General features: G+C 73.5%; 21 protein-coding genes. 10 read left to right on the forward strand and 11 right to left on the reverse strand.

All coding sequences use genetic code 11. The annotated features are described in order from the left end of the window. Positions 1-10 precede the first annotated feature (10 nt). The 8 genes from OIE12_RS31090 to OIE12_RS31125 form a co-directional block, all read right to left on the reverse strand. Entirely contained in the window at positions 11-2,128 is a 2,118-nt protein-coding gene (locus OIE12_RS31090) for a xanthine dehydrogenase family protein molybdopterin-binding subunit (protein ID WP_329141136.1), read from the reverse strand. A 52-nt stretch (positions 2,129-2,180) separates the two neighbouring features. Then, positions 2,181-3,179, reverse strand: a complete 999-nt coding sequence (locus OIE12_RS31095) for an FAD binding domain-containing protein (protein WP_329141138.1) — start codon at positions 3,177-3,179, stop codon at positions 2,181-2,183. Continuing rightward, positions 3,176-3,838 (reverse strand): (2Fe-2S)-binding protein, encoded by a 663-nt coding sequence (locus tag OIE12_RS31100; protein WP_329141140.1) that lies wholly within the window; start codon positions 3,836-3,838, stop codon positions 3,176-3,178. The genes OIE12_RS31095 and OIE12_RS31100 overlap by 4 nt, the downstream gene beginning before the upstream one ends. Before the next feature lie 160 nt (positions 3,839-3,998). Continuing rightward, positions 3,999-4,916: an NADP-dependent oxidoreductase gene (locus OIE12_RS31105; protein ID WP_329142331.1), complete on the reverse strand. Its 918-nt coding sequence runs from the start codon at positions 4,914-4,916 to the stop codon at positions 3,999-4,001. Between the two features lie 69 nt (positions 4,917-4,985). Further along, positions 4,986-5,870, reverse strand: a complete 885-nt coding sequence (locus OIE12_RS31110; RefSeq protein WP_329141142.1) for a restriction endonuclease — start codon at positions 5,868-5,870, stop codon at positions 4,986-4,988. 196 nt (positions 5,871-6,066) lie between these two features. Then, positions 6,067-7,995, reverse strand: a complete 1,929-nt coding sequence (locus tag OIE12_RS31115; protein ID WP_329141145.1) for a DUF1996 domain-containing protein — start codon at positions 7,993-7,995, stop codon at positions 6,067-6,069. Positions 7,996-8,124: 129 nt separating this feature from the next. Beyond that, positions 8,125-8,679 carry a DoxX family protein gene (locus tag OIE12_RS31120; RefSeq protein WP_329141147.1) on the reverse strand — a complete coding sequence of 185 codons (555 nt, stop codon included), beginning with the start codon at positions 8,677-8,679 and terminating at the stop codon, positions 8,125-8,127. Positions 8,680-8,873: 194 nt separating this feature from the next. Further along, positions 8,874-9,443 carry a universal stress protein gene (locus tag OIE12_RS31125; RefSeq protein ID WP_329141149.1) on the reverse strand — a complete coding sequence of 190 codons (570 nt, stop codon included), beginning with the start codon at positions 9,441-9,443 and terminating at the stop codon, positions 8,874-8,876. 711 nt (positions 9,444-10,154) lie between these two features. Here OIE12_RS31125 and OIE12_RS31130 point away from each other — a divergent pair. Continuing rightward, positions 10,155-11,687, forward strand: coding sequence for a hypothetical protein (locus OIE12_RS31130; RefSeq protein ID WP_329141152.1), 1,533 nt, complete (start codon positions 10,155-10,157; stop codon positions 11,685-11,687). Positions 11,688-11,758: 71 nt separating this feature from the next. On the opposite strand, the gene OIE12_RS31135 is transcribed toward OIE12_RS31130, so the two are convergent. Then, positions 11,759-12,598: a helix-turn-helix transcriptional regulator gene (locus OIE12_RS31135; RefSeq protein WP_329141154.1), complete on the reverse strand. Its 840-nt coding sequence runs from the start codon at positions 12,596-12,598 to the stop codon at positions 11,759-11,761. 102 nt (positions 12,599-12,700) lie between these two features. Here OIE12_RS31135 and OIE12_RS31140 point away from each other — a divergent pair, with 102 nt between their 5' ends. After that, positions 12,701-13,411, forward strand: a complete 711-nt coding sequence (locus OIE12_RS31140) for an SDR family NAD(P)-dependent oxidoreductase (RefSeq protein ID WP_329141157.1) — start codon at positions 12,701-12,703, stop codon at positions 13,409-13,411. A gap of 48 nt (positions 13,412-13,459) precedes the next feature. On the opposite strand, the gene OIE12_RS31145 is transcribed toward OIE12_RS31140, so the two are convergent. Then, positions 13,460-13,606: a hypothetical protein gene (locus tag OIE12_RS31145; RefSeq protein WP_329141159.1), complete on the reverse strand. Its 147-nt coding sequence runs from the start codon at positions 13,604-13,606 to the stop codon at positions 13,460-13,462. Between the two features lie 264 nt (positions 13,607-13,870). Between OIE12_RS31145 and OIE12_RS31150 the strand changes: the two genes are divergently transcribed. Beyond that, positions 13,871-14,434 carry a hemerythrin domain-containing protein gene (locus tag OIE12_RS31150; RefSeq protein ID WP_329141161.1) on the forward strand — a complete coding sequence of 188 codons (564 nt, stop codon included), beginning with the start codon at positions 13,871-13,873 and terminating at the stop codon, positions 14,432-14,434. 137 nt (positions 14,435-14,571) lie between these two features. On the opposite strand, the gene OIE12_RS31155 is transcribed toward OIE12_RS31150, so the two are convergent. Continuing rightward, positions 14,572-15,489 (reverse strand): phosphatase PAP2 family protein, encoded by a 918-nt coding sequence (locus OIE12_RS31155; protein ID WP_329142333.1) that lies wholly within the window; start codon positions 15,487-15,489, stop codon positions 14,572-14,574. Between the two features lie 291 nt (positions 15,490-15,780). On the opposite strand from OIE12_RS31155, the gene OIE12_RS31160 reads away from it, so the two are divergent. From OIE12_RS31160 to fxsT, 7 genes are all read left to right on the forward strand, one after another. Beyond that, positions 15,781-16,776, forward strand: coding sequence for an alpha/beta fold hydrolase (locus OIE12_RS31160; protein ID WP_329141163.1), 996 nt, complete (start codon positions 15,781-15,783; stop codon positions 16,774-16,776). A 130-nt stretch (positions 16,777-16,906) separates the two neighbouring features. Further along, positions 16,907-17,446: a hypothetical protein gene (locus OIE12_RS31165; protein WP_329141165.1), complete on the forward strand. Its 540-nt coding sequence runs from the start codon at positions 16,907-16,909 to the stop codon at positions 17,444-17,446. A gap of 269 nt (positions 17,447-17,715) precedes the next feature. Further along, a complete protein-coding gene (fxsA, locus tag OIE12_RS31170; RefSeq protein ID WP_329141167.1) occupies positions 17,716-17,889 on the forward strand; it encodes an FxSxx-COOH cyclophane-containing RiPP peptide in 174 nt (57 codons plus the stop codon). Between the two features lie 44 nt (positions 17,890-17,933). Then, on the forward strand, positions 17,934-19,085 hold the full coding sequence (locus OIE12_RS31175; protein WP_329141169.1) for an FxsB family cyclophane-forming radical SAM/SPASM peptide maturase: 1,152 nt from the start codon (positions 17,934-17,936) through the stop codon (positions 19,083-19,085). Further along, complete coding sequence (locus OIE12_RS31180) at positions 19,082-20,590, forward strand: aKG-HExxH-type peptide beta-hydroxylase (RefSeq protein ID WP_329141171.1); 1,509 nt, start codon at positions 19,082-19,084, stop codon at positions 20,588-20,590. Before OIE12_RS31175 ends, OIE12_RS31180 begins: the two co-directional genes overlap by 4 nt. 154 nt (positions 20,591-20,744) lie before the next feature. Beyond that, entirely contained in the window at positions 20,745-21,914 is a 1,170-nt protein-coding gene (locus OIE12_RS31185) for a TIR-like protein FxsC (protein ID WP_329141173.1), read from the forward strand. Beyond that, the gene (gene fxsT, locus OIE12_RS31190; RefSeq protein ID WP_329141175.1) at positions 21,911-25,882 is read left to right on the forward strand and encodes an FxSxx-COOH system tetratricopeptide repeat protein; all 3,972 of its coding nucleotides are present in this window, start codon (positions 21,911-21,913) and stop codon (positions 25,880-25,882) included. Before OIE12_RS31185 ends, fxsT begins: the two co-directional genes overlap by 4 nt. Positions 25,883-25,961: the final 79 nt, after the last annotated feature.

Genomic DNA, 25,961 nt, shown 5'->3' on the forward strand with positions numbered 1-25,961 from the left:
CGCCGGCTCGTCAGTGCCGGGCGGCCCGCAGCCCCGTCAGCACCCGGTCGGGCGTGAGCGGCAGTTCGCGGAAGCGGACGCCGGTGGCGTGGTGGACCGCGTTGCCGACGGCCGCCGCCGAGCCGACGATGCCGATCTCGCCGATCCCCTTGCTGCCCATCGGGTTGGTGTGCGGATCGTCCTCGTCCAGCCAGTGCGCCTCGACGTCCGGCACGTCGGCGTGGGCGGGCACGTGGTACGAGGCCAGGTCGCACTCGACGAAGTCGCCGAACGCGGCGTCCATCGTGCTGTCCTCGGTCAGCGCCATGCCCATCCCCATCGTCATCCCGCCGATGAACTGCGAGCGCGCCGTACGGGCGTTGAGGATCCGCCCGGCCGCGAACACCCCGAGCAGCCGGCGCACCCGGGTCTCCCCGGTGACCGTGTCCACGGTGACCTCGGCGAAGTGCGCGCCGAACGCGTGCCGCGCGTAGGGGCTGTCGGCGTCCGCCGACCCGGTGGTGTCGACGGACGCGCTCAGCCCGCCCTCCGGGACCCGCCCCGCGTGCTCCGCGAGCCGTTCCGCCAGCTCGGTGCACGCCTGGTGCACCGCCCAGCCCCACGAGGAGCTGCCGGAGGAACCACCGGCCAGTGAGGCGGGCGGCAGTTCCGTGCTGCCGACCTCGCTGCGCACCCTCTCCAGCGGCACCCCGAGCGCGTCGGCGGCGATCTGGGCCAGGATCGTCCGGGCGCCGGTGCCGATGTCGGTGGCGTTGATCCGCACGACGAAGGTGCCGTCGGGCCGGGCCTCGGCGCCGGCGGCGGAGGGCTGCACCAGCACCGGATAGGTGGCGGCGGCCACGCCCGTGCCCACGAGGAGCGGGCCCTCGCGGCGGGCGCCGGGGCGCGGATCGCGGCCGGACCAGCCGAAGCGGCGGGCCCCCTCACGCAGGCACTCCACCAGGTGCCGGCTGCTGAACGGCTTGCCGCTGTCCGGCTCGACGTCCGGTTCGTTGGCGATCCGCAGCTCGATCGGGTCCCGGCCGAGCGCCGTGGCGAGCTCGTCCATCGCGGACTCCAGCGCGTACATCCCGGGCGCCTCGCCGGGGGCGCGCATCCAGGACGGCGTGGGCACGTCGAGCGGGACCACCCGGTGCTCGGTGAGCATGTGCGGCGCGGCGTACATCACCCGGGCGGGGACCGCGGCCTGCTCCACGAACTCCTTGACGCGCGAGGTGTACGTCGTCACCTCGTGCAGCAGCGCGGCCAGTCGACCGTCCGGCCCCGTGCCCAGCCGCAGCCGGTGCAGGGTGGGCGCACGGTGGCCCACCACGGCGGGCATCGAGCGGCGGGGGAGCGCGACGGTGACCGGGCGCCCCGTGTGCCGCGCGGCCATCGCCGCCAGCACCACGTCCGGACGCGGGGTGCCCTTGGAGCCGAAGCCGCCGCCCACGTGCTCCGCGGTGACGGTGATCCGCTCCTCCGGCAGCTCGAACAGCGCGGCCAGCGTGGACCGTACGGCCGTGGCGCCCTGGGTGGAGGCGTGCACCAGCAGCCGGTCCCCGTCCCAGCGGGCGGTGGAGGTGTGCGGCTCCATCGGGTGGTTGTGCAGTGGCGGTACCCGGTAGGAGACGTCCACGCGAGTGGCGGCCGAGGCGAACGAGCCCTCGGGATCGCCCTGTTGACGGCGACCGGGATGCCCGCCGTTCGCCTGCTCGGGGGTGTACGCCGCCGGGTGGTCGGCGGTGAGCGTCACGTCGTGCTCCTCGGCCGCGTACTCCACCCGGACGGCGGCGGCACCGGCCCTGGCCGCCTCCAGACTCTCGCCGACCACGAGCGCGACGAACCAGCCGTGGTGCGGCACCCGGTCGTCCTGGAGCACCTTCAGCGTCGGATCGTCCGGTTCGGCCGGCCGGGGCGCGTCGTCGGGGGTGAGGACCGCGAGCACCCCCGGCAGCTCCAGGGCGGCCGAGGCGTCCAGGGAGCGCACCCGGCCGCGCGCGACCGACGCGGCCACCGGCCACCCGTACGCCCGGCCGGGCAGCGGGTGCTCGGCGGCGTACCGGGCCCGGCCCGTGACCTTCTCCCGCCCTTCGCGGCGCTCGGCCGGGGCGCCGACGGCGGAGCCGGTGGGGGCGACGGAAACCATGGGGTCCTCCTGACATGCCCGGGGGCTGCGGGTGAGAAGCGGGGTGAAGGGCTCAGACGGGTGCCGGGGTGCGGGGCGCCAGTCGGGTGAGGACGTCCAGGGTCACGCCCCGGGTCAGCGGCACCTTGTAGGCGTTGTCGCCCAGCGGCCGGGCCGCCGCCAGCTCCAGATCGACGGCGTGCTCGAACGCGTCCGCCGTCGGCGCGGCGCCCAGCAGTGCCTCCTCGGCCCGCCGCGCCCGCCACGGCCGGTGCGCCACCCCGCCGAACGCGATCCCGGCCCGGTGCACGACACCGTCGGCCACCTCCAGGACGGCTGCCACCGAGGCGAGCGCGAAGGCGTACGAGGCACGGTCGCGGGCCTTGCGGTACGCGGAGGGCAGCCCGGCCGTGGCCGCGGGCAGCACCACCCCGGTGATCAGCTCCCCGGGGCGGATCTCGGTGTCCCGCTCCGGGTGCTCGCCGGGCAGCCGGTGGAACTCGGCCACCGGCACCTTCCGCTTCCCGTCCGCGCCGTACAGCTCCACCTCGGCGTCCAGCGCGGCCAGCGCCACCGCCATGTCCGAGGGGTGCGTGGCGATGCACCGCTCGGAGTACCCGAGGACCGCGTGGTCGCGGTGCACGCCCTCCAGGGCGCCGCACCCGCTGCCCGGCTCCCGCTTGTTGCAGGGCTTGGTGACGTCCTGGAAGTACGGGCAGCGCGTGCGCTGGAGCAGATTGCCGCCGGTGGTGGCGACGTTGCGCAGTTGCCCGGAGGCGCCGGAGAGCAGCGCCTGGGAGAGCGCCGGGTAGCGGTCGCGGACGGCGGGGTGCGCCGCCAGGTCGCTGTTGCGGACGGTGGCCCCGGCCCACAGCCCCCCGTCGGGCAGCTCCCGCACGTCGTCCAGCGGCAGCCGGCTGACGTCGATCAGGGTGCCGGGCCGTTCCACGTCCAGCTTCATCAGGTCCATCAGATTGGTGCCGCCCCCGAGGTAACGGGCACCGGGGTGCGCGGCATGGGCGTCGACGGCCTCCTCGACGCTGCCGGCCCGCACATAGGCGAAGGGTTTCACGGCAGTACGTCCTCCACGGCCTCGACGATGTGCGGATAGGCGCCGCAGCGGCACAGATTGCCGCTGAGCCGCTCGCGGATCTCCGCGCGCGTGAGCGGCACCGGCTCGCCGGACGGGGCGGCCGGATCGGTGACGTGCGAGGGATGGCCCGCCACGGCCTCGCCGATCGCGCCGACGGCGGAGCAGAGCTGGCCCGGGGTGCAGTAGCCGCACTGGAAGGCGTCCCGGTCCAGGAAGGCCCGCTGCAACGGGTGGAGCGGGCCGCCGCCGTCGGCACCGTCGGCACGGTCCTCGGGCGGGGCGAGCGCCGGGAGCCCCTCGACGGTGGTGACCTCGCGGCCGTCCAGGGCCACGGCGGGCAGCAGACAGCTGTTGACCCGGCGCCCGTCGAGCAGCACCGTGCAGGCACCGCACTGGCCGTGGTCGCAGCCCTTCTTCGCGCCGACGAGGTCGAGGTCCTCGCGCAGCAGGTCCAGCAGGACACGCCGGTTGTCGACGGTCAGCGTGTGCGACACGCCGTTCACGCGGAGCGTCGTCGTGGACCGGCAGTCGTCCGGCAGGGTGCCGACGGCACCGCCGCCCGGCGCCTCGTGCCCGGTGGGGCGGGCGCCGTCGCGGGCCCGGTCGCCGGTGCCTGTCTCGTGGTGCGGACCGTCCATGGCGTGGGAAGCCTTCCGTCGCGGCGGGACGCGGTCGCGGCCCGCGCGCCGCCCGGGGCCGCGCGCGGTGCCGTGGCAACCGCGTAACCAGGCTGCGCCACCTGACACGTCCCGGCACGTCGGAAGTACGGCGCGCGAGGCCGCCCGGGGACCGGGAGAGTCAGACGGTGACGACGATCTTGCCGTGGGTGTGCCCCTCCTGGCTGCGCGCGAAGGCGTCCGGCAACTCCTCCAGCGGGTACGTCGCGGCGACGGGCACCGTCAGCTTCCCCTCGTCCGCCAGCCGGCCCAGTTCGGCCAGGTCAGCGCCGCTGGGCCGGACCCACATCCACTGCCCGCCCGCCTCGATGACGCTGTTGTCGGCGATGGACGCGTGCCGCCCGCCCTCGGCCAGGACCGCCCGGGTGACGTCCAGGACCCCGCCCACGAAGTCGGCCACCACGTCCACCCCGTCCGGCGCCAGCTCCCGCACCCGGTCGGCGAGCCCGTCGCCGTACGCCACCGGCTCGGCGCCCAGCTCGCGCAGCGTGTCGTGCCGCTTCGGCGACGCCGTGCCGATCACCCGGGCGCCCAGCGCCACCGCGATCTGCACGCCCATCGTGCCCACGCCGCCGGCCGCGTTGTGGATCAGCACGGTGCTGCCCTTGCCGGTGCCCAGCCGGGTCAGCGTCTGGTACGCGGTGAGCCCCGCGAGCGGCAGCCCGCCCGACTGCTCCCACGACAGCGACGCCGGCCGCCGGGCCAGGGCGCGCACGGGGACGGTGACGAACTCGGCGAAGGTCCCGCCGTGCACGTAGTCCTTCCGCGCGTACGCCACCACCTCGTCGCCGACCGCGAACTCGGGCACGTCGATGCCGACCTGCTCGATGACCCCGGCCACGTCCCAGCCGGGCACCACCGGGAAGACGGTGTCCATCAGGTCCTTCAGGCCGCCGGCCATGAGCTTCCAGTCGACGGGGTTGACCGAGGCGCAGCGCACCCGCACGAGCACCTCGCTGGGGCCCACCTTGGGGCGGGGCTGCCGGGTCTCGGACAGCACCCCGTTGTCGCCGAAGCGGTCGTAGGTCATGGCGCGCATCGAGGTGTCCGCGGTCTTCTCCTGCTCGGTCATGGTGAGGTCTGCCTTTCCGGTGGTCGTCGGCCGCCGTCACTGGTGGTCGTCGGGGTGCGGGCGGTGGTCCAGGCGCCAGGGCTCGGGACCGGTGCCGTCACTCCAGGCTTGCAGGGTGTCCCGGTCGACGCAGAGGATGCCGCACTGCTCGGCGTACTCGACGGCGGGCGCGGTGAAGTCGCTCGTGGTCACCACGGCGGCGACCTCGGCCCCGTGCACGGTGAAGCACGTGCCGCCGAAGCGTTGCAGGTCCTGCGAGCCGACCTTGTGGGTGCCGCCGTACCGCTTGCACTGGACGACGAGGCGCCGGCCGTCGGGGGCGATCCCCACCACGTCCGCGCCGAGGTCCCCGGCGCCGCCGACCACCTCCACCTCCGTGCACCCGTCGCGCTCGCACAGCGCGGCGACGGCCTGCTCGAACGCGTCGGGGTCGAGGAGGTCGTAGTCGACGGCGGTGTACTGCACGGGATCGGGGTCGAGTTCGGTGCGGGGCGTGGGTGGCTGCTCCGGCCCGAACTCGGGGGCGGCGAGCGGGGGTTCGGTGAGCGTGAGGCCGGTGGGTGCGGGCTCGGCCGGCTGGGATCCGGCGGTGACGGGGGCCGCGGGGGCCGGTTCCGTCAGGGAGTCGAGGGCCGTCGTCGTCGCGGCGTCGAAGGCGGTGACCGCGCGGCGCGCGGCCCGGCGGGCGGAGAAGCGGCGGCGGCCGTGGCGCAGGGCGAACGCGGCGGACGGCAGCGCGACCAGACACAGCGCCACCGCCAGGACCGGCCGGTCCGCGGCGGCCCGGGCGGCCGTCCGCGCGGCGAGCCCCAGCACCACCACGACCAGGGCGAGCAGGACGAAGAACAGCGAGGTCCGCCGCAGGTCGAAGCCGCGGCCGCGGCGCCGCACACGTATCGGGCGCACAGGTGTGGTGGTCATGGACGGCGGTCCCCCCTCGTGGATCACACTCCGAAGATCACTCTCTCCGGACGTGTGCCCAAGATCGCCGGCTTAAGCCGGAACCGGCGGGAGCGCGCGATGCCGTGCGCGCCCCCGCCGGTTCCGGCTTAAGCCGGAACCGGCGGGAGCGCGCGATGCCGTGCGCGCCCCCGCCGGTTCCGGCCGGTGCCGCTGCTCAGCGGCGTGCGGTGTACCGCCGCGAGCGCAGCAGGACGACCAGACCGGCGCAGAGCATCAAAGCACCGGCCGCGGCGGGCCACAGCTGCGACCCGGTCTCGGCGAGGCTGCCCCGCGAACCCTCGGCCTGGGGCGCGGGGTTGGAGCCCACGGCGTCCTGGTCGTCGTCGCCCCCGGCCCGGGAGCCCGCGGAGGGCGCAGTGGAGCCGGCGGGTGCCTCGCTGGCCTCCGACCGCTGGGCGTCGGACGCGACGGTCGACTCGGTCTTCGGGGTGTCGACGCCGGTGTCGCCGTCGCCCTTCACGGCGTCGTCGCCGGAGCCCTTGGTGTCGTCCTGGGTGCCCTTCCCGGCGTCCTTTCCGGCGTCCTTCCCGTCCTGCGCGCCGTTGTCGTCGCCCTTGCCACCGCCGTTGCCGGCGTCGCCGCCCTGTTCACCGCCCTTGTCGTCGCCGGGCTCGGTCGCGGGCGGGGTGCCGGCGCCGCAGGTCCGGCCCGCGTTGAGGCAGTCGACCATCTCGTCCATCAACTTCTCGTCCATGATGTTGATGAAGTCGTCGTGGTCGTTGATCGGCTTGTGCAACTGCTCCGGGAACCCGTCGACCGCGTAGGCGTTCGTCACCCGGCCGTTCTCGATCGCCGGGGCGGGGACCTCGTACACCAGGCGCATCGTCAGCCGCGGAATGGCCTTGAAGCCGTTGGCGCAGGTGCCGTCCGCGTCGGCGAACGCGACATGCGTACGGTGGTTGGCGCTGTCGATGTTCTGGCCGTCCCAGCAGCTCTGGAAGGCGAACGAGCGGACCACGTCACTGCCTTCGGGGCAGATCGGGTACTTGTCCGTCAGCTGGACCTTGTCCTCGAAGCCGGTGCAGCTGAAGTGCGCGTTGGCGTTGGCCGGGCCGTTGGTGAAGGCCTTGGCGTCACCGGTGATGATGCGCAGGAACTTCGGCATCGCGACGACCTTGCCGGTCCTGCTGCCGACGTAGGTGATCTCGACCTGCTTGGCGGTGAGGATCTTGCCGACGTTGCCCTCCTTGCCGCCGCCGTCGCTGTTCTGGTCGAAGTCCTGCGTGCCGTCCTGAACGCGGACCACCGGCCAGTAGTACGCCGACTTGTCGCCCTGGTCCTCGCAGGAGGTGTCCGCCGCCGCGAACGTGTCGTTGTTCGAGAAGGCGTTGACGTCCTGGTTGCCGACGTAGTCGTGCAGATGGTGGGCACCGTTGGTCACGCCGGGCGCCGCGATGACGTTGTCGGTGTTGTAGTTCTTGTTCTCGTTCACCCCGCAGTCGACGGTGAACGAGCCGCGGGCGACGCCGGCCCCCGCCACGGGGCCGCTCACGTTCGGCTTCACGGTGCGGATGTCGACGAAGTCCGAGGCGTCCGGGCCGTTCTCGTTCTTTCCGTCGGTGCCGGACGGGGCGTCACCGCCACCGTCGCCGGTGCCCGCCGTGCTGCCCGGGTCCGTCTTCACCTCGCAGGCCGCCAGGTCGTCCAGACCCGACGGCCGTTGACCGGTGCTCCTGTCGATCGAGTCGCTGATCCGGCCGATGCTCTCCGTCCTCGACTCGGCCAGCGGATCGAGGACTTCGTCCTTGACCTTCTCCCCGGCGCCGGCCCCGGCCGCCGTGCCCATCGCGGTCAGCCGCTGGTAGGCGTCGGTGATCTGGGTGTCCATCGCGGCCAGTTCACCGCTCACGCCCGCCCGGGCCTTCTCCGACAGCTCGGGCAGGTGGTCGGCGACCTCGGGACAGTCGATCGTGCTCCCCGCCGCACCGGCCGGCAGCTGCTGGGAGGTCTCCGACGAGCCCGTCTCGGTGGCCGAGGCGTACGTGTTGACCGCGATCAGACCGGCCCCGCCGAGCATCAGCGCGATCGCCGCCGCCGTACTGCGCCGTGCGGCCTTCGGTCTCCTGCGGGTCCCTCCGGTCACGACATCCTCCTCGACTTGCTACCGGACAGGGCGGGAACAGCCCTCGGGCTCTATACGGAGCCGGGACACAGGATGTTCACAGCAGTCTCAGGAGAATCAGAACCAGCCGTCTGCGCCGTCCGCGCCGTCTCAGCCGGGGAGCTTGGCCTTCAGGCCCTTCGCGTTGGCCCGTACGCTGCCCGCCGCGGCCGCCGGGAGCGCGCCCATCCGGGCCGAGCGGCGCACGAGCTTCGCCTCGCGCCGCAGCTCCTTCGCGGTGTGGCGGCCGCGCCACAGGAGCGAGGGCAGGCCCCCGGTGTCGTCGGCGGCGACGAGGAGCCCGCCCAGCATCGAGACGTTCTTGAGGAAGTGGATGCGCTGCTGGACGCGGTCGGCGTCGTCCTCCGCCTCCCAGAACCGGTGGCCCGCCAGCGTCGTCGGCACGAGCGTGCCCGCGAGGGCCAGCGCGGAGAGCCGGGGCATGCGGCCGAGGCCCAGCAGCACGCCGGCCGCGACCTGTACGGCACCGCTGAGCCGTACGGCCTGCTCGGTGCTGTCGGGCACCACCGGCACACGGTCGGACACGGGCCGGACCACGGGCTCCGCGGCTCCCGCCACCCGCTCCGGGTGGCGGACGGAGTCCAGTCCGCCCGCGATGAACATGGAGGCCAGCATCGGACGGCCGAGCACTCGCAACAGACTCATGGGATGGCCCTCTCAGACGGATCGGCAACGGTGGCGAGCGCGGGGGAGGCGCCCGCTGCCGGGTTCCCCACCGGTCGGACGATCAATCCGCCGACGCTCCCGATCACGTCGACCGTCCCGACCGCGTCGACCGTCCCGACCGCCGTGGCCGCCCGCGTCCCGGCTTCGTCCGCCGGGGACCCGCCCCGGCTCCGTCACCGCTCGGGCGGGACCTTCGCCTGCGTCTCGTCGGTGAGATGACGGGTGTCGAGCGGCAGCCGCAGCGCGTTGCGCCGGTGCGCGGCCTTCCAGTCGGCCGCCAGCGGTGAGGGCGGCACCGCGAGGACCGGGCAGGCGGCGTGGGCGATGCAGTACCGGCTCACGGAGGGCGACAGCAGCCGACGCAGGCGGCCGCGCCGTCCGGCGCCGACGACCAACAGGTCACCGGCGCGGTCGGCGATGTGCACCAGGGTCCGGCCCGCCGGACCCCGGCCGAGGACGGCCCGCATTGGCACGCCGGGCCCCGCGGTGCCGAAGGTCTCGTGCAGCACCGTCAGCAGGGCGCGCCGGGCCGGCCGCCGCCACTCGTCGAGCAGTGGTTCCGTGCCGGCCGGGCGGTGTGCGGTGAGCTCGCCGCCGGGTGTGTCCCAGGCGAGCACGGCCCACAGTTCGGCGTCCCTGCGCCGGGCTTCCTCGGCGGCCCGGTACAGGGCCGTCCGGCTGCTGAGGGAATCGCTCGTACCGACCACGACACGAGCGGGTCCCACACCGTCGGCTTCAGACATGACTTCACCGTTCCACGTGTTCGTCTCCCGGTCCCGGACCGCCGTCGCGCGGGCGCCGCACGCGCGTGTGCGCTCCCGCGGGGACCACCGTCCGGCTCACTTCCGGCACGGAGTCGCGGGTACCCGCTCGGCGCCGTTCGGCACGTCCGGGTTCGGACCCGGGTTCGGACCCGCGGACCTCGTGCCACGAGGTGCGGGCGCCGGATACTCGCTGTTCACGACCGGTCGACCGACCGTACACTGCAATCCACGTGTGCGCGGGTGGGGTTGAGTGGGGGGAACGGCATGTCCGGGGATGAGAACGGCACGTCCAGAGACGGCTACGACGAGGGCGGCGACCGGCCGCCCGCGGCCGGCGAACCGCGGGATGAGGCCGCCGGGGGCCGGCCCGGTCCGGCGTGGGGACCGCCGGGTCCGGCCGGGAGCGCGCCAGGCGCGGCCGGGAACGGGTCCGGCGCGGCCGTGAGCGGGTCCGGCGCGGCCGGAGGCGGGTTCGGGGCGGCCGGGGGTCAGACCGACACCGGCTGGAGCCGCCCCGTTCCGCTCGAGGGCGGCCGTCCCGAGCCGGCCGGTCCGACGGGGTCGCCGTACGGTCCGTCGGGTGCTTCGGCCGGTCCGGCCGGTGCTCCGTACGGCAGTCCGGCCGGGTCGCCGTACGGTCCGGGCGGATCGCCGTACGGTCCTGCCGGCGGCGGGCTCCACGTTCCGCCCATGCCCTCCGCCCCGCCGCCCGCCCCCGCGGACGGCGGGCGGGCCGCCGCCGTGGGGCTGCTGAACCTCAGCGGCCTCGGCCTCGGGTACGCGCTCGTACGGCGCCCGCTGCTCACCCTGGTGTGCTGGGTCGCGACCGCCGTCCTGCTCCTCGTCGCGCTGCCCGCCGACCCGGACGGCGTCCCGTCGCTCGCCCTCGCCCTCTACGCCGCCCTCCTCCTCGCCGCCGCCGTCCACGGCGCCGCCGTGGGCCTGCGGACCCGGCTGCGGTGGCCGCCGCGGACCCTGGTGGCCCTCGCGCTCGGGGTACTGCTGCTCGCCGTCCCGGCGGGCGGTGCGGTGCTGTACGACGGCGCCCGCGACGAGGCCACCGAGCAGATGCTGCTCGACCGGCTGGACGGCGCCGACCACCTCGTCGAGGCGGCCTCCGAGCAGCCGTTCGACAAGGCCGAGCCCGACTACCGCCGGGCCCTGAAGGCCTACGACGCCCTCGCCACGGACCACGCCGGCTCCCGCGCCGCCGCCCGCGTGCCGGACCGGCTGCACGACTTCTACACGACGGTCGGCGCCTCCTACGAGCGGCGCCGGTACTGCGACGCCGTACCGGCACTGAAGTATCTGCGCACCGTGCCGCGCACGGTCGACCGCGAGCGGCTCGGCTCGCTGGCCCACTGGCCGGACGACCGGCTGGCCACCTCCCTCTACAGCTGCGCGTCGGACGGCCTGACCTCGGGCGACGCCGAGTGGCCCGGCCTCTTCGGGGACCTGCTGACCACGTTCCCGCAGTCCGAGCAGGCGGCCAAGGTGGAACCGGCCGTGAAGTCGGCGGTCGGCAAGGCCGTCAAGGAGGTGGACGGCGACGAGCCGTGCACGGCGGTCTCCCGGCTCGAGGGTCTGTCCGCGCAGATCACCGATCTGCCGGGGGAGAAGGCGGGCGTCGGCCAGGCCCTGGCGAAGGACGCCGACCGGGCCGGCCGCGGCGCCGACGAGGGTGCGTACGACTGCGGCGTCGACCAGTACAAGGACAAGGACTTCGACGCGGCGCTCGACAGCATGAACGACTTCGTCAAGAACAACAAGCACCACAAGAACCGGGCCCGCGCCCAGAAGATAGCCATCGCCGCGGAGGTCGCGCAGACCGTCCCGGCGGCGGGCAAGCGGCTGCCCACGACGGCCTCCGGCGGCAGCATCTCCGTCACGGTCAAGAACGACAGTCCCGACGACATCACGGTCCTCTACACGGGCCCGGTCACCGGCAGCTTCACGCTCAAGGGCTGCGGCAGCTGCTCCGAGTACGACTGGGGCAGCACGCTGAGCCCCGGCTTCGAACCGTGCGGCAAGAGCGGGCGCGACTACCCGCAGCGCACGATCTCACTGCCGGTCGGCACGACGTACTTCGTCCACAAGTCGCGGTCCGACGCGACGACCACGACGCCGTCGTCGGACACGGCCAAGCTGCGCCCGGGGTACGTGTACACGGAATGCGCGTACACGACACGGGGGTTGGGCACGGGGACGGGCACCGGCGCCTGACCAGGGGCGCGGGGCTGTGTCAATGCGCGGCTCCGCCGCGGGGGCGAAATAACACACCGCGCCCACACACCTCACCGCGTCAGCGTCTGCGTACCCAGAACCGTCAACAGCGCCAGCCGGTCCGCGTCCTCGCTCCCCGGCTCCGCCGTGTACACCATGATCCGCAGATCACTGCCGGACACCGCGAGCACGTCGCAGTCCAGCGTCACATCCCCCACCTGAGGATGCTCGATGACCTTGCGCGCCGCCTCGTGCGCACCCACCGCCCCCGACTCCCACAACTCCCCGAACCGCCCACTGCGCGCCCGCAGTTCACCCACCAGCCGCCGCAACCGCGAATCCTCCGGATAGCGGGCGACGGTCGCCCGCAGATCGGCGACGAGCGCCCGCTCGAACGCCCGCAGGGACTCCGGCGTGTGCCGCGCCCGGCTGCCCGGCCCGACGAAGTGCCGCCACACACTGTTGCGTTCATTGCCCCGCCACCCGGACGGATCGCCCATCAGCGCCGCGTACGGCGGATTGGCGAACAGCAGCGTCCAGGACGCGTCGAACACCGCGGCCGGCGTCCCCGCCAGCCGGTCGAGCAGCCGCTGCACACTGGGCGTCACATGCGTGGGCACGGTGTCCCCGCCCGGCGCCAGCAGCCCGGCCAGCCGGAACAGATGCGCCCGCTCGGTGCCCGACAGCCGCAGCGCCCGCGCCAGCGCCTCGACGACCTGGGGCGAAGGGTTGGACGCCCGCCCCTGTTCGAGCCGGGTGACGTAGTCGACGGAGATGCCGGCCAGCATGGCCAGCTCCTCGCGACGCAGCCCCGCCGCCCGCCGTTGCCCGCCGGCGGGCAGCCCGGCCGCCTCCGGGGACACCCGGTCCCGCCAGCGGCGTACCGTACAGCCGAATTCCGCTGTCGCCATGACCCCCAGTGTGCCGCGCCCGCCGCCCGGCTACCTGGTACTGCTGGTCCCATGAAGCGGGGACTCCTGGCTGCCCCCGCTTCACCGGCGCAGCCTGGACCCATGACCACGACACTGATCACCGGGGCCAACAAGGGCCTCGGCCTGGAGACCGCTCGCCGCCTCACCGACGCGGGACACACCGTCTACCTCGGCAGCCGGGACGCCGCACGCGGGCGCCGGGCGGCCGACGCGGTCGGCGCCCGCCTGCTCGTCCTCGACGTCACCGACGACGCCTCCGTCGCGGCGGCGGCCGAGGCCGTCGAGGCGGACGGCTCCGGCCTGGACGTACTGATCAACAACGCCGGCATCGAGGGCCGCGGCCCCGGCAACAGCGTCATCGGCGCCGCGGACGTCACGGCGGACATGATGCGGGAGGTGTTCGAGACGAACGTCTTCGGCACGGTCCGCGTCACCCACGCCTTCCTGCCCCTGCTGCGCCGCTCACCCGCCCCGGTGATCGTCAACGTCAGCAGCGGCCTCGCCTCGCTGACCGGCATGACCACCCCGGGCACACCGGCGTACGGCTACCCGGGCGTCGCCTACCCGGCCTCGAAGACGGCCGTCAACACGGTCACCGTGCAGTTCGCCAAGGCGTTCCCGGAGATGCGGATCAACGCGGTCGAGCCCGGCTTCACCAAGACGGACCTCAACGGCAACACCGGGATCCAGACCGTGGAGGAGGGCGCCGAGATCATCGTACGGATGGCGCGGGTGGGGGCGGACGGTCCCACGGGCGGCTACTTCACCGCCGAGGGCCCGCTGCCCTGGTGAGCCGAGGGCGGCCCGTCTGCCGGTTGCTCCGGTGCGCCGGCGGGCCGGTCAGCGGCGTGCCCGCCACTTGCTCAGCAGGCGCTGGGCCTGGGCGCGGCGCCGGGGGTCGGCGGCGGCGCGGCGCGCCTGGTCGATGGTGCGCCGGCCCTGCGGGCTCCTGGCGAACCGCTTGATGCGCTCCATGACTCCGGGCATGACGTTCCCTCCCGGCCCGGCCGGCCACCACGGCCGCCGTGCCTTCGCTCGGTGTGCGCCCGCCTTTTCGCGTGCGCTCCCCGCTCCGGCTACCCCGCATCGGCCGCCCGGCACCTGCCGGGGTGGCCGATGCGCCGGAGGGGCACCGTTTCGGGTGCCATAGAGCGCGCGGTTACGGGAACCCGGGGGTCCTACCGGCGATGTGCGCAGCGGCGTCCACGACCCGTTGCCGCCGTCGCAACCGTTCGCAGCAAGGAGCCACCCGTGGGACACGGCGGAGACGTCATTCACGAACTGACCACCGACCATCGCGAAGTGGAGGAGATGTTCGCCAAATTCGAGGCACTTCCGGCCGGGGACAGCCGCCGCAAGGAGCTGGCCGACCAGGCCACGATCGAACTCGTGCGCCATTCCGTGGCCGAGGAGATGCACCTCTACCCTGCGGTGCGCAAGTACCTCCCCGACGGCGACTCCCTCGCCGACAAGGAGATCGAGGACCACAGCACGGCCGAGCGCACCATGAAGGAGCTGGAGGGCTGTCAGGCCGACGACCCCCGCTTCGACCAGTTGATGACCTCCCTGATGAGCGAGATCCGCGAGCATGTCGCCGACGAGGAGAACAACCTCTTCCCGCGGCTGCGCCAGGCGGCCGACGCGGAGGACCTCGAGAAGCTCGGCGAGAAGGTCCGTACGGCCAAGAAGACGGCCCCGACCCGGCCGCACCCCGCCTCCCCGGACAAGCCGCCGGCCAACAAGCTGCTGGCCCCCGGCGCCGGCATGGTCGACCGGGTCCGCGACGCCCTGTCGGGCCGCGGCAAGAGCAGCTGAAGGGGCGGCTGCCGGCGGCCCGCGCGGCCACCTCGCGACCGGTCCGGGACGGACACCGTCCCGGACCGGTCGTGTCGTAACCGAACCGGACCGGACCGGACCGGACCGATCGTCTCGGTCGCGTCGTACGCGGTCCGTCACCGTCTCCCCGGTGAGGCGGTGGTCCGCCGGGGCCCGTGGCCGGGGTCCGGCTCCGCGGCGGCGGCGCCCGCGGACACGACCGGAGCGGGCCGGGAGCGCCGCCCCGTACCGCGCACCCGGGGCGCGAGGTGGCGCACCGCGGCCCACTGCACCCCGGCGCACACCGCGACGACGAGGACGGCCGCCGCCGCGTCGAACCAGAAGTGGTTGCCGGTGACGACCACCACCACCAGGGTGAGGACCGGATGCGCGACGGCCGCCCAGCGCGCCCGCCCGCGCCCCGCCAGGACGACGGCCGCCGCGACGAGCACCGCCCACGCCACATGCACGGAGGGCACCGCCGCGAGTTCGTCGGCGACGACGCTCCCCGGGCCGCCCCCGTACACGGACTGCCCGTACACGGCCGCGGTGTCCACGAAACCGAGCCGCGGCACCAGGCGCGGCGGGGCCACGGCGATCAGTTGCAGGAGCAGCGAGGCGACGGTCACCAGCACCACGCAGGTCCGCAGCCGACGGTAGGCGGTGCGGTGCCGCCAGAACAGCCACACCAGCACCGCGGCCATGGCGCCGAAGTGCAGCACCGCGTAGTACCAGTTGGCGGCCTGCACCAGCCATGGGCGGGGGAGCACGGCCCGCTGCCAGGAGACCTCGTCGGGCAGGCCGAGCGACTCCTCCCAGGAGTGGACGCGCACCGCCCGCGCGGTGGCCGTGGCGAGGTCCCCGGCCGCCATCCGGGTGGGGATCTGCCAGACCACGAACACCGCGCACACGACCCCGGCCTCGCGGCACAGCACCGGCACGAGCGGCCACCGCCAGCGCCAGCACGGCAGCCCCGCCGCGCACAGCAGCACGGGGGCCGCGCAGACGGCGACCCAGGCGAGCACGGTCCGGTCCGCGAGGTCCGCGAGATCCACCGGGTCCAACCGATGCTCCTTCCGCGAGGACAGGGACGGAGAAGCCCTGAGGTTCCCGCCCCCACGGGCGGGAAACGGGAAGCGCCGCGACCTCACTCCGTCGCGGCGGCACGCACCCCGAGCGGCGGGACGGGAGGGGACCGGAGTTGCCGGAACGGCAAAACGCGTGGTCGGCGCCGCCGCGCGTGCCGCAGGATCGTCCCGCGCGCCGACCCGTCCGTACGCGCGCGGTTCCGCCGAGTCCCGACCCGTCCGTACGCCCGCCGTTCCGCCGAGCCCCCGGGAGACCCCGTGCCACCTTCGCCCGCCACCACCGCCACCGCCCTCACCCACCGCCTGGTGCCCGCGCCCGCCGGGCGGATCCATCTGGCCGAGCAGGGCAGCGGGCCGCTGGTCCTGCTCGTGCACGGCTTCCCGGAGTCCTGGTACTCCTGGCGCCACCAGCTCCCCGCCCTCGCCGCCGCCGGGTACCGCGTCGCGGCCCTCGACGTACGCGGCTACGGGCGCTCCTCGCGGCCCGCGGCGGTGGAGGCGTACCGCATGCGTGAGCTGGTCGAGGACTGCGTCGCGGTCGTGGAGGCCCTGGGCGAGCGGACGGCGGTGGTCGTCGGGCACGACTGGGGCGCGAACATCGCCGCCGGCTGCGCACTGCTGCGGCCCGAGGTGTTCCGCGCCGTCGCGATGCTCAGCGTCCCCTACGCCCCGTTCGGCGGTCCCCGGCCCACCGAGGTCTTCGCACGGATCGGCGGCGAGGACGAGTTCTACGTCTCCTACTTCCAGGAGCCCGGCCGCGCCGAGGCGGAGATCGAGCCCGACGTGCGGGGCTGGCTGGCCGGCGTCTACGCCGCGCTGTCCGCCGACACGATGCCCGCCCCCGGCGCACCCGACCCGCACTTCGTCTCGCGCGGCGGGAGGATGCGCGACCGGTTCCCCGCCGGGCGGCTGCCGTCCTGGCTCACCGAGGACGAACTCGACGTCTACGCGGGCGAGTTCGAGCGGACCGGGCTGACCGGGGCGCTCAACCGCTACCGGAACATGGACCGCGACTGGGCCGACCTCACCGCCCACCACGGCGCCGCCCTCACCCAGCCGTCCTTCTTCGCGGGCGGGGCGCTGGACGCGTCCACCACCTGGATGAGCGACGCGATCGAGGCGTTCCCGCACACCCTGCCCGGGCTGGTCTCCTCGCACCTGCTGGAGGGCTGCGGCCACTGGATCCAGCAGGAGCGTCCGGAGGAGGTCAACCGGCTGCTCACGGAGTGGCTGGCCGCACTGCCGGACGCCTGACGGACCGGGGCGCCCCGCCGACGGGTGCGGCGTCCGGGGCACGGCTCCGCGTGCTCCGAACGGCGCCACGTACCGCGCCGACCGGCGCGTACTGCCGTCTCCCCGCGAGCCGCCGGACCAGCATGGTGCCATGCCGGACCGTGAGCCCCGCCCCCGCACGCCCGCCGCCGAGGCCGTACGACGGGTACGGCCCCGCCGGCCCACGGAGGTCACGCTGTTCAGCGGCGTGTACGGACTCGTCATGGCCGGTGCCATGGCGGCCGCGCTGGACAGCCCCGGCGAGGCGCCCGACCCCGGCTCCGACGCGCTGTGGGTGCTGCTCACCGCCGTGGCCTCCGCGGCGGCGCACGGCTACGCCCATGTCGTCGCCCACCGTGCCTCGTCCGGCGGCAGGGGCGCCCGTGCCGGGCTGCGGGCGATGGCAGCGGAGTGGCCCGTGGTCGCCGCGGCCGCTCCCACCGTCGTCCTGCTGCTGTTCGCCGTGCCCCCGCTGTGGCGGGAGGAGACGGCGGTCGACACGGCGCTGGTGCTCAACGCGCTGCTGCTCACCGGCTGGGGCGTGTGGACGGCGTGGAGCGCGGGCCGGGGCAGGGGCGCGTGTCTGCGCGCCGGGGCGGCCGACCTGGTCATCGGACTGGTCATCATCCTGGCCAACGCCGTGATCAAGTAGGGGAGTTGATGCGGGGCCCGCCGTGGCCGCCAAGGCTGTACGGGGCACGAATCAGCCAACCACCGTGGCGGACCGGCCGTTGTCGCGCGGGCGGCCTCGGGATCGTACGGTGCGATCTGGCCGGAACCTGATCAGTGTGCTTCCCTGAATACAGAACCGCACCACTCCGCCCGCAACGCGGCACGCCGCAGTGCCCGTTGCGGGTTGACACATGTCCGCAACCGCTCGGCCCGCGCAGGAGCCGGCGACGAGAGCGAGCACGGGGGGCGATGAAGACGTCAGCGAGCGACGTGGAGTTCGACGTGGTGAACCTGTCCGGTTCGACGGCCGTGGACCTTGACGACCTGCCCGACAGTGCGCTCGGGGAGTCCCTGCGGCGGGTGTTGAGAGATGTCGTCGACGGTACGTTCCCCGTGGTGGCCGCGTTCGACTCGGCGATCTGACCGCGCGGACGGCGTCCGCCGGACGCGGAGAGCAGGGGTGGCACGTGACGGAGGTACGGCCCTTCCAGGAGTGGGTTCTGAAATGCGCTCAGCCGTGCAACTTGGCCTGTGATCACTGCTACGTCTACGAGTTGCGCGACACCAGCTGGCGCAGCAAGCCACGGGTCATGGCGGAGGAGACGGCGAACCGGCTCGCCGAGAGAATAGCGGAGCACGCGCGGAACCACGGCCTGGATTCGGTCAGGATCGTGCTGCACGGCGGCGAACCACTCCTCGCCGGCCGGCGTCGAATCGAACATCTGCTGTCAGTGCTCAGGAGTGAACTACGGGGCGTCGCCCACTGTGATATCTCTCTGCAGAGCAATGGAACACTGCTCAGTCCGCACTGGTTGGAGCTGTTCCGCCGGTACGGGGTATCGGTCGGAGTCAGTCTCGACGGCGACCGGGAGGCCAACGACCGCCACCGGCGTTCCAGGAACGGACGGAGCAGTCACGCGGCCGTTCAGAGGGGGCTGGAACTGCTGAAGAGGCCGGAGAACCGCGCCCTCTACCGCGGCCTTCTCTGCACCGTCGACCTCGCCAACGATCCCGGATCCGTCTACGAGGCGCTCCTCGTCCACGCTCCGCGGCGAGTCGACTTCCTGTTGCCGCACGCCACTTGGGAGTATCCGCCCCCCGGGCACGATCCACGGCGCACGCCCTACGCGCGCTGGCTCGTCGAGATCTTCGAACGCTGGTACTCCGCACCGCGCCGCGAGACCGGGATCCGTCTCTTCGAGAACATCATGGATCTTTCTCTCGGCGGTGAAGTACGCTCCTCCAGCGTGGGACTGGCCGCCTCCGACGTCATCGTCGTGGAGAGCGACGGATCGGTCGAGTTACCCGATTCGCTCAAGGCCGCGTACGAGGGAGCCGCCGCCACCGGTATGAACGTGTTCGACCACGACTTCGACGCGGTGGCCCGTTGCCCGGCCGTCGTGGACGCACGGGACGAGGGGCCGGAGGCACTCGCCGAGGAATGCCTGGGCTGTTCCGTCGTACGGATCTGCGGCGGGGGACTGCGGACCCACCGCTTCCATCCCCGTACGGGTTTCGCCAACCCCAGTGTCTACTCGGCCGATCTACGGGTGCTCATCACGCACATCCGTGACCGGGTGACGGCCGACGCCGCCGCTCTGCTGGGGAGGGCGTCGTGAGCGATCCCCGGGCCCTGCGCATGGCGGCGGAGGACTTCGCGGCCCTCGCGGGCTGCCGCCCCACCGCCTCCGCGCTCACCGTCCTGCGGGACGGACAGGTCAGCAGACGGCTGCTGATGCTGAAGAGTGTGGCGGACGTGGCCCGGCGCGAACTGCCCGGCCTGTGGCGGGAGTCCGGGGCGGCCGAAGGCTGGGAGATGTGCACCCGGGCCCGCGCGGCCGACGTGGCCGCCTTCGAAGGGTTCCTGCTCCATCCGCATCTGGGCGTCTGGCTCGCCCGCTGCCTGCGCGCCCTGGCGGGCGCCGGTCCCGCGACGGGGCTCGCCGTGGACCTCGCCCGGTTCGGCTCCTTCGGAGCCGCGGCCGCGTTACGCACCGGCCTGCGCCCGCGCCTGACGCTCCGGGCGCCGGACGGACTGCTGTGGCTGCCCACATTCGGCACCGTGCGCGTCCCGCGGGGGACTCGGACGGTCCCGCTCGACGGCCGGCACGTCGAACTGCCGGGACACACGCTCACGCTGGACGCGCCCCAGGACGAATGGTCCGCCACCGCAGGTCCCTTGCTCGCCCCGCGCCGGGTCGACGTCGCCGCGCGCGGTACCGAACCCCCGCTGTCCGTCGTGTTGGAGGACAGCGATGTCTACCGGGACGCCCACGGACACCCGGTGCAGGGCCGTCAGACACCCCGCCAACTCGCCTTTTGGCGCGCCTCGTTGGGGGAGTCGTGGCAACTGCTCACCGACACTGTCCCCGAACGGGCGGCCGCCTGCGCCGCGCTCTGGTCGGCCGTGGTCCCGCTGCGTCCGGGCCACGACCGGCACGGCCGCAGTTCCTCGGCACGGGAGGCCTACGGGGCGGTCGCCGCCGCCCCCGAGCGCGATCCCGCGCGTCTGGCGGAGACCGTGGTGCACGAGACGGCGCACATCGCTTTCGCGGCCCTGGCCGACCTGGCCGACCTCGTCGCCCCGCACGACCGCAGCCGTCACCGGGTCGGCTGGCGCCCGGACCTTCGGCCCCTCGGCGCCGTGCTGACCGGGACCTATGCCCACCTCGCGGTGCTCGAGTTCTGGCGGCGCAGGGCCGAGGGACTGCGGGGCGCGGCCGCGCGGGAGGCCGGGGCACGGCTGCACCGACACGGCGTGCGCGTGGCCGGTGCGCTGGCGACGCTGGAGGGCCGACCGGCCCTGACGCCCCTGGGTGCACGGTTCGTGGAACACATGAGTGACGAGGCCGCGCGGTGCGGCTTCCCCGTGAACGGATTTCCGGTCGTTCACCCGGGCGGAGGTCCACTGGGCGATTCACTCGTCCGGGCGAGCCCGGCCGAGCCCCCGGTGCCGGAGAAACGGCGGGGTGCGGCCCCGCCGACACCGGCGGAGACCGGCCGTCACGGCGCTGTCGGGACCGATGAGAAGGCGTCAGCCAAGGAGATGAGGAGGGGGGCATGGGCGGAACCTACGGCGGGGTGGTGCCGCGAGAGCGCGACGGACACCCCTTATTGTGCGTAAGTGGCAGCATTTCTTCTTATCTAGCCCGTATTTCGATGAACAACCGATTCGGTGTGACCGGCGGCAGTGGGGTTGGCGGCAGCTCCTCATCCACCGCCTGGCACACCCCAAGGTCGCCCACGCCCTGGGAACGTGCCATGCAACTGGAGTCACCGTGAGCCACTTCTACCTGAGTCATGTCCGTAGGGTCGACGAAGAGTGGGTCGCGGCATTCTTCCGTGATCTGAGCGCGGCGGTGGGAGCTCGTATCGGGCGGCCCCCCGAAACGGTGGGCACCCGCGGGGATCCGCACTCCCTCGACGTGCCCCTCGACGCCCTGAGCCGTTCCACGGTCCTGGTCCCCCTGCTCTCACCGCGCTACTTCAGTCAGTCTTACTGCGCCGCCGAGTGGAACTACTTCCAGCAGCGGCTCGACGTGCACTGGTCCCGGACCGGCCGCCGCGCCGACGCCGTCGTTCCCGTCCTCTGGGAACCGGAACCGGACCACGCGCCCCCCACCGCCCTGCCCTACCCACCCCTGAAGGTGCCCTCGGAGGCCTACCGGCGGGACGGAGTGCTGCACCTGCTGCGTCTGCGGACGCGGTACCAGGAGGAGTACACGGGTGTGCTCCAGGCGCTGGCGGAGCGCATCGCCGCCCACGCCGAACGGCTGCCGGAGGTGCACGGCTTCCGTGCCGCGTCGGCCGGTGCCGGGGTCCGCCCCGTCACCCGGACGGGCCGCAGAACGGTCGACTTCGTCATGGCCGCCATGCCCCGCCAGGACCTGCCCGCCGACCGGCACGCACAACAGTTCTACGGCAACCGCGCCCTGGACTGGTCGCCCTACGCCCCCGACGACAAGGGCGCACTCGCCTCCCTCGTCACGGACGTCGCCACGGCCCTCGACTTCGCCCCGGACGTCCTCACACTGGACGACAGCGCCGTCGACCGGGTCGGCGAGGACCCCGACCGGCTGGTGGTGCTCCTGGTGGACGCCTGGGTCGCCAGGGTCCGCGAGAAACAACGGCTGTTCGCCGCGGTCGACGGCCGCCCCGGCCGGTCCACCACCGTGCTGGAGCCGCGCAGCGAGGACGACACGGAGTCCGCCGCCCAGGCCGCCGAACTCGACGAGGCCGTCGACCGCATGCTCCCGCTGCTGCGGCGCAGCTTCGCCGAATACCAGCGGTGGAGCCTGCCCGACGCCGACCGTTTCACCTCCGCGCTCCGCAAGGCCCTCATCCGCCTGCAGAACGACGCCATGAAGTCCGTGGAGGCCGACCGGGCCCCGGCCGCGCCGGCCACCGGCCTCGCCCCCTTTCCCCTGCTCGGAAGGCGCTCCTCATGAAGTTCGACTCGGGTGACGCCGGCACCGCGGAGTCCGGCACCATCGTCACCTTCTACTCGTTCAAGGGCGGCACCGGCCGCACGATGTCCCTGGCGAACGTGGCGTGGATCCTGGCCAGCAACGGCAAACGTGTGCTCGTCATGGACTGGGACCTCGAAGCACCGGGCCTGCACCGCTACTTCACCCCCTTCCTGGGGGACCCCGACCTCGCCTCCACCGAGGGCCTGATCGACCTCGTCCGCAAGTTCGAGCTGCGCGTTCCGCGCACGACCGACGAGGACCTGCGGGAGTACGCCCGCGTCGAGCGCTACGCCACGACGCTGACGTCCACCTTCCCCGACGGCGGCTACATCGACTTCGTCTCCTCGGGCAAGCAGACCGAGGAGTACTCGGAGACGATCAACACCTACGACTGGCGCGGCTTCTACGAACGCCGCGACGGGGCGGCCTTCCTCCACGCACTGCGCGAGGACATGCGCCGCAACTACGACTACGTCCTGATCGACAGCCGCACCGGCTTCGGCGACACCTCCGGCATCACGACCATGATGCTCCCGGACGTCCTCGTCAACTGCTTCACCCTCAACACCCAGTCGGTGGACGGCGGCGCGGACATCGCCCGGGACGTCAAGCGCGGCGCCCCGCACGTGAAGATCATCCCGGTGCCCATGCGGGTCGACTACGCCGAGCAGGAGAAGCTCGAGGCCAGCCGCGACCACGCCCGCCGGCGTTTCCAGGAGTTCCTCAAGGACACCCCGCGCGCCGCCGACCCCGACAGCTACTGGGGCGCGGTCGAGATCCCCTACCGCTCCTACTTCGCCTACGAGGAGGTCCTGGCCACCGTCGCCGACACCCCCCGGCAGCCGGCCTCCCTCCTCGCCGCCTACGAACGCCTCACCGCCGCCGTCACCGACGGCGCGATCACCGCGTTGCAGGCCCCCGACGAGCAGACGCGCAGGCAGATGCTCGCCCGCTTCCAGCGCGTACGGATGCCCGGCGGCGGGCTCGTGCCCCGGGTCCGGCTGGACTTCGCGGTACGTGACGGCGCCTGGGCGGAGTGGCTCGCCGCCCAGATGCAGGCGGCCGGGATCGCCGTGACCCTGCGGGCCAGCAGCCCGTCCGTCCCGCTGGCGGTGCGCCCCGCCGACAGCGCCGACGTGGTCATCGCGCTCCTCTCGCCCGACTTCGCGACCACCCCCGTCGCGGACGAGATCCGGGCCCTGGCCGCCGCACCCGAAGGGCCGCGCATCCTCGGCCTGCGCACCCGGGAGTACACCCCGGAGCCGGCCCTGCGAGGACTGCCCGGGTTCGTCCTGGTCGACGTGGCCGCCGCACAGGCGCTCAACCAGGTCTTCGCCCTCCTCGAACTGGACCCGCCCGCCGAGGTCGCCCCCGAGGGCCCCGCCTATCCGGGCCTGGTCCCGAAGGCGTTCAACGTCCCTCCGCGCAACAACTCCTTCACCGGACGCGACCTGCACCTGGACCGGCTGCGGAACGAACTGGGGACGGAGGCGCTGCGGCAGGACACTCCCGTGGGCAGGGTCTTCCTGTACGGCCTCGGCGGCATCGGCAAGACCCAGATCGCCCAGGAGTACGTGCACCGCTACGGCGCACAGTACGACGTGGTCCACTGGATCCCGGCCGAACAGCCCGAAACCATCCCGCCGTTGCTCGCGGAACTCGGCACCGAACTGGGGCTGCGCGGCGAGTCGGTCGACGAGCTCGTCCAGGCCACTCTCGCCGCTCTCAGGACCGGACTGGCCGGCCGGTGGCTCCTGGTGTTCGACAACATCGAGAGCCAGGGCCCGGACCTGGCCGACGCCTCCGTGGAGCAGTACATCCCCGCCGACGGCCCCGGACACGTCATCGTCACCGCGCGCCGCTCGCCCATCGGACAGGGCCAGAGCTCCATGGAGATCGACGCCTTCAACCGGTCGGAGAGCGTCGCCCTGCTGCGCCGCCGGGTGGACGGGCTGGAGGTCCAGGACGCCAACCGGATCGCCGACACCCTCGGCGACTTCCCGATGGCCATGGAGATGGCGGCGGCGTGGCTGCGCCAGACCGGCATGCCGCTGGACACCTACCTGGACCTCGTCGGCAGCCGCGTCAGCGCGGTCCTCAGCCGCGACGAGGGCACCGGAGGCGGCCCGCAGCAGTCGCTCACCGCGGTCTGGCGGCTCTCCGTCGACCGGCTCGCCCAGAACCGCCCCGCGGCCGTACGCCTGCTCGAACTCTGCTCCTTCCTCTCGCCCGAACCCATCGCGCATTCCCTGCTCTACAGCGACGGCATGCGCAACTACCTGGCCGAAGTCACCGGGGACACCTCGGTGTTCGACCCGATGGTGATGGGTTACCTGATCCGCGACCTCGGCCGGTACGCCCTGGCCACGGTGGACCAGCGCAACCGCTTCATCCAGGTGCACCGACTGCTCCAGGCCGCCGTACGGGAGTGGCTGGAGGAGGACCCGGCACGGTACGAGCAGATCCGCCACCGCGCCCAACTGGTGCTGGCGGGCGCCCTTCCCTCGGCCGCGCTCCCGGAGGAGAGCCCGCAGGTGCGCCAGCGCATGGCCGAACTGCTGCCCCACCTGGACCCCTCGGGTGCCGTCTCCAGCACCGACCCGCGCGTGTGCGAGTGGGTGATCCGGCAGGTCCGCAACCAGTGGCTCATCGGTGACCACCGGGCCGCCGCCGCCCTGGGCCGCCGCGCCCTCAAGGCCTGGACGGAGTCGGAGACCCTGGGCCGGGACCACCCCCTCACCCTCCGGGTGGCCGCCCAGGCGGCCAACCCCCTGCGCTCGCTGGGACTGTTCCAGGAGGCGTACGACCTCGACGAGGACACGCTGCGGCGACAGCGGGAACAACTGGGCCGGGACAACGGCCACACCCTGGTGACGGCCCGCAACTACGGGGCCGACCTGCGGGGTCTCGGCCGCTACCGGGAGGCCTACGAGTCCGACCAGGAGACCTACGACCTCTGCCGGAATCACCCCGATTTCGGCGAGGAGAACGAGGCCACCCTGCGCGCCGGCAACAACCTGGCCGTGTCGCTCAACCTGGCGGGACGGCCCGCGGAGGGACTCGCCCTCGCGAGGGAGATCCACGAACGGAGTCGGACCGTTCTGGGCCAGCGGAACCGGCGCACCCTGAACGCGCGCAGCGGTGTGGCGCTGGACCTGCGCGAGATGGGCGAGTACCAGGCGTCCCTGGACGAACTGACCGCCCTGCGCAGGCAGTTCGCCGACCTACAAGACGAGTCGAACGACGTTCTGCGCACCGACGCCTCGCTCGCGGTGACCCAGCGCAGGCTCGGGAACCACACCGCCGCCGAGGCGCTGACCCGCACGACGCTCAACTCGTTCCAGAAGCGGTACGGCGAACTCCACCCCGACACCATGTCGTGCGGCGCCAACCTCGCCTGCGACCTGCTCGCCCTGTCCGAGACCAACCCCGAACGCCGGGCCGAGGCACTCGAACTGGGCAAGCGCAGCGTGCAGCTCTACCAGAGCCGGCTCGGCGCCGACCACCCCTTCACGCTGGCCGCGGCCACCAACCTGGTGGCGATCCTGTGTCACCAGGGCGAGGCGACGGAGGCGTTGAAGCTCGGTGACGACACGTTGCGGCAGTTGGTCGCGCGGCTGGGTGAGCAGCACCCCGCCACCGTCGCCTGCCGGGCCAACCGGGCCGGGGCGCTCTCCGCGCTGGGGCGGCACCGGGAGGCGACGGCGGAGGACGAGAAGGTCCACGAGGCCTATGCCGAGCTGTACGGCCCGGACCATCCGCGGGTGCTGTGCGCGCGGTACAACACCGCGCTGGAGCGGGTCCTCGCCGGGGACGAGGAGGCGGAGACCGCCCTGCGGGAGGCCGGGGAGGCCACGGAGCGCAAGCTCGGGCCCCGCCATCCCACCTGCCGCGCGATGGTGAACCGCCGGCGGATCGACTTCGACCTGGAGATGCCGCCGATCTGATGCCGTGAGCGGTATCGGAGTTGTAGGTTCCGCGGGCCCCGGCCGACCGGCCGGGGCCCGCGGGCTGTCCGGGGAGGGC

Origin of the sequence: Streptomyces sp. NBC_00670 (genome assembly GCF_036226765.1) — a bacterium.
GTDB lineage: Bacteria > Actinomycetota > Actinomycetes > Streptomycetales > Streptomycetaceae > Streptomyces.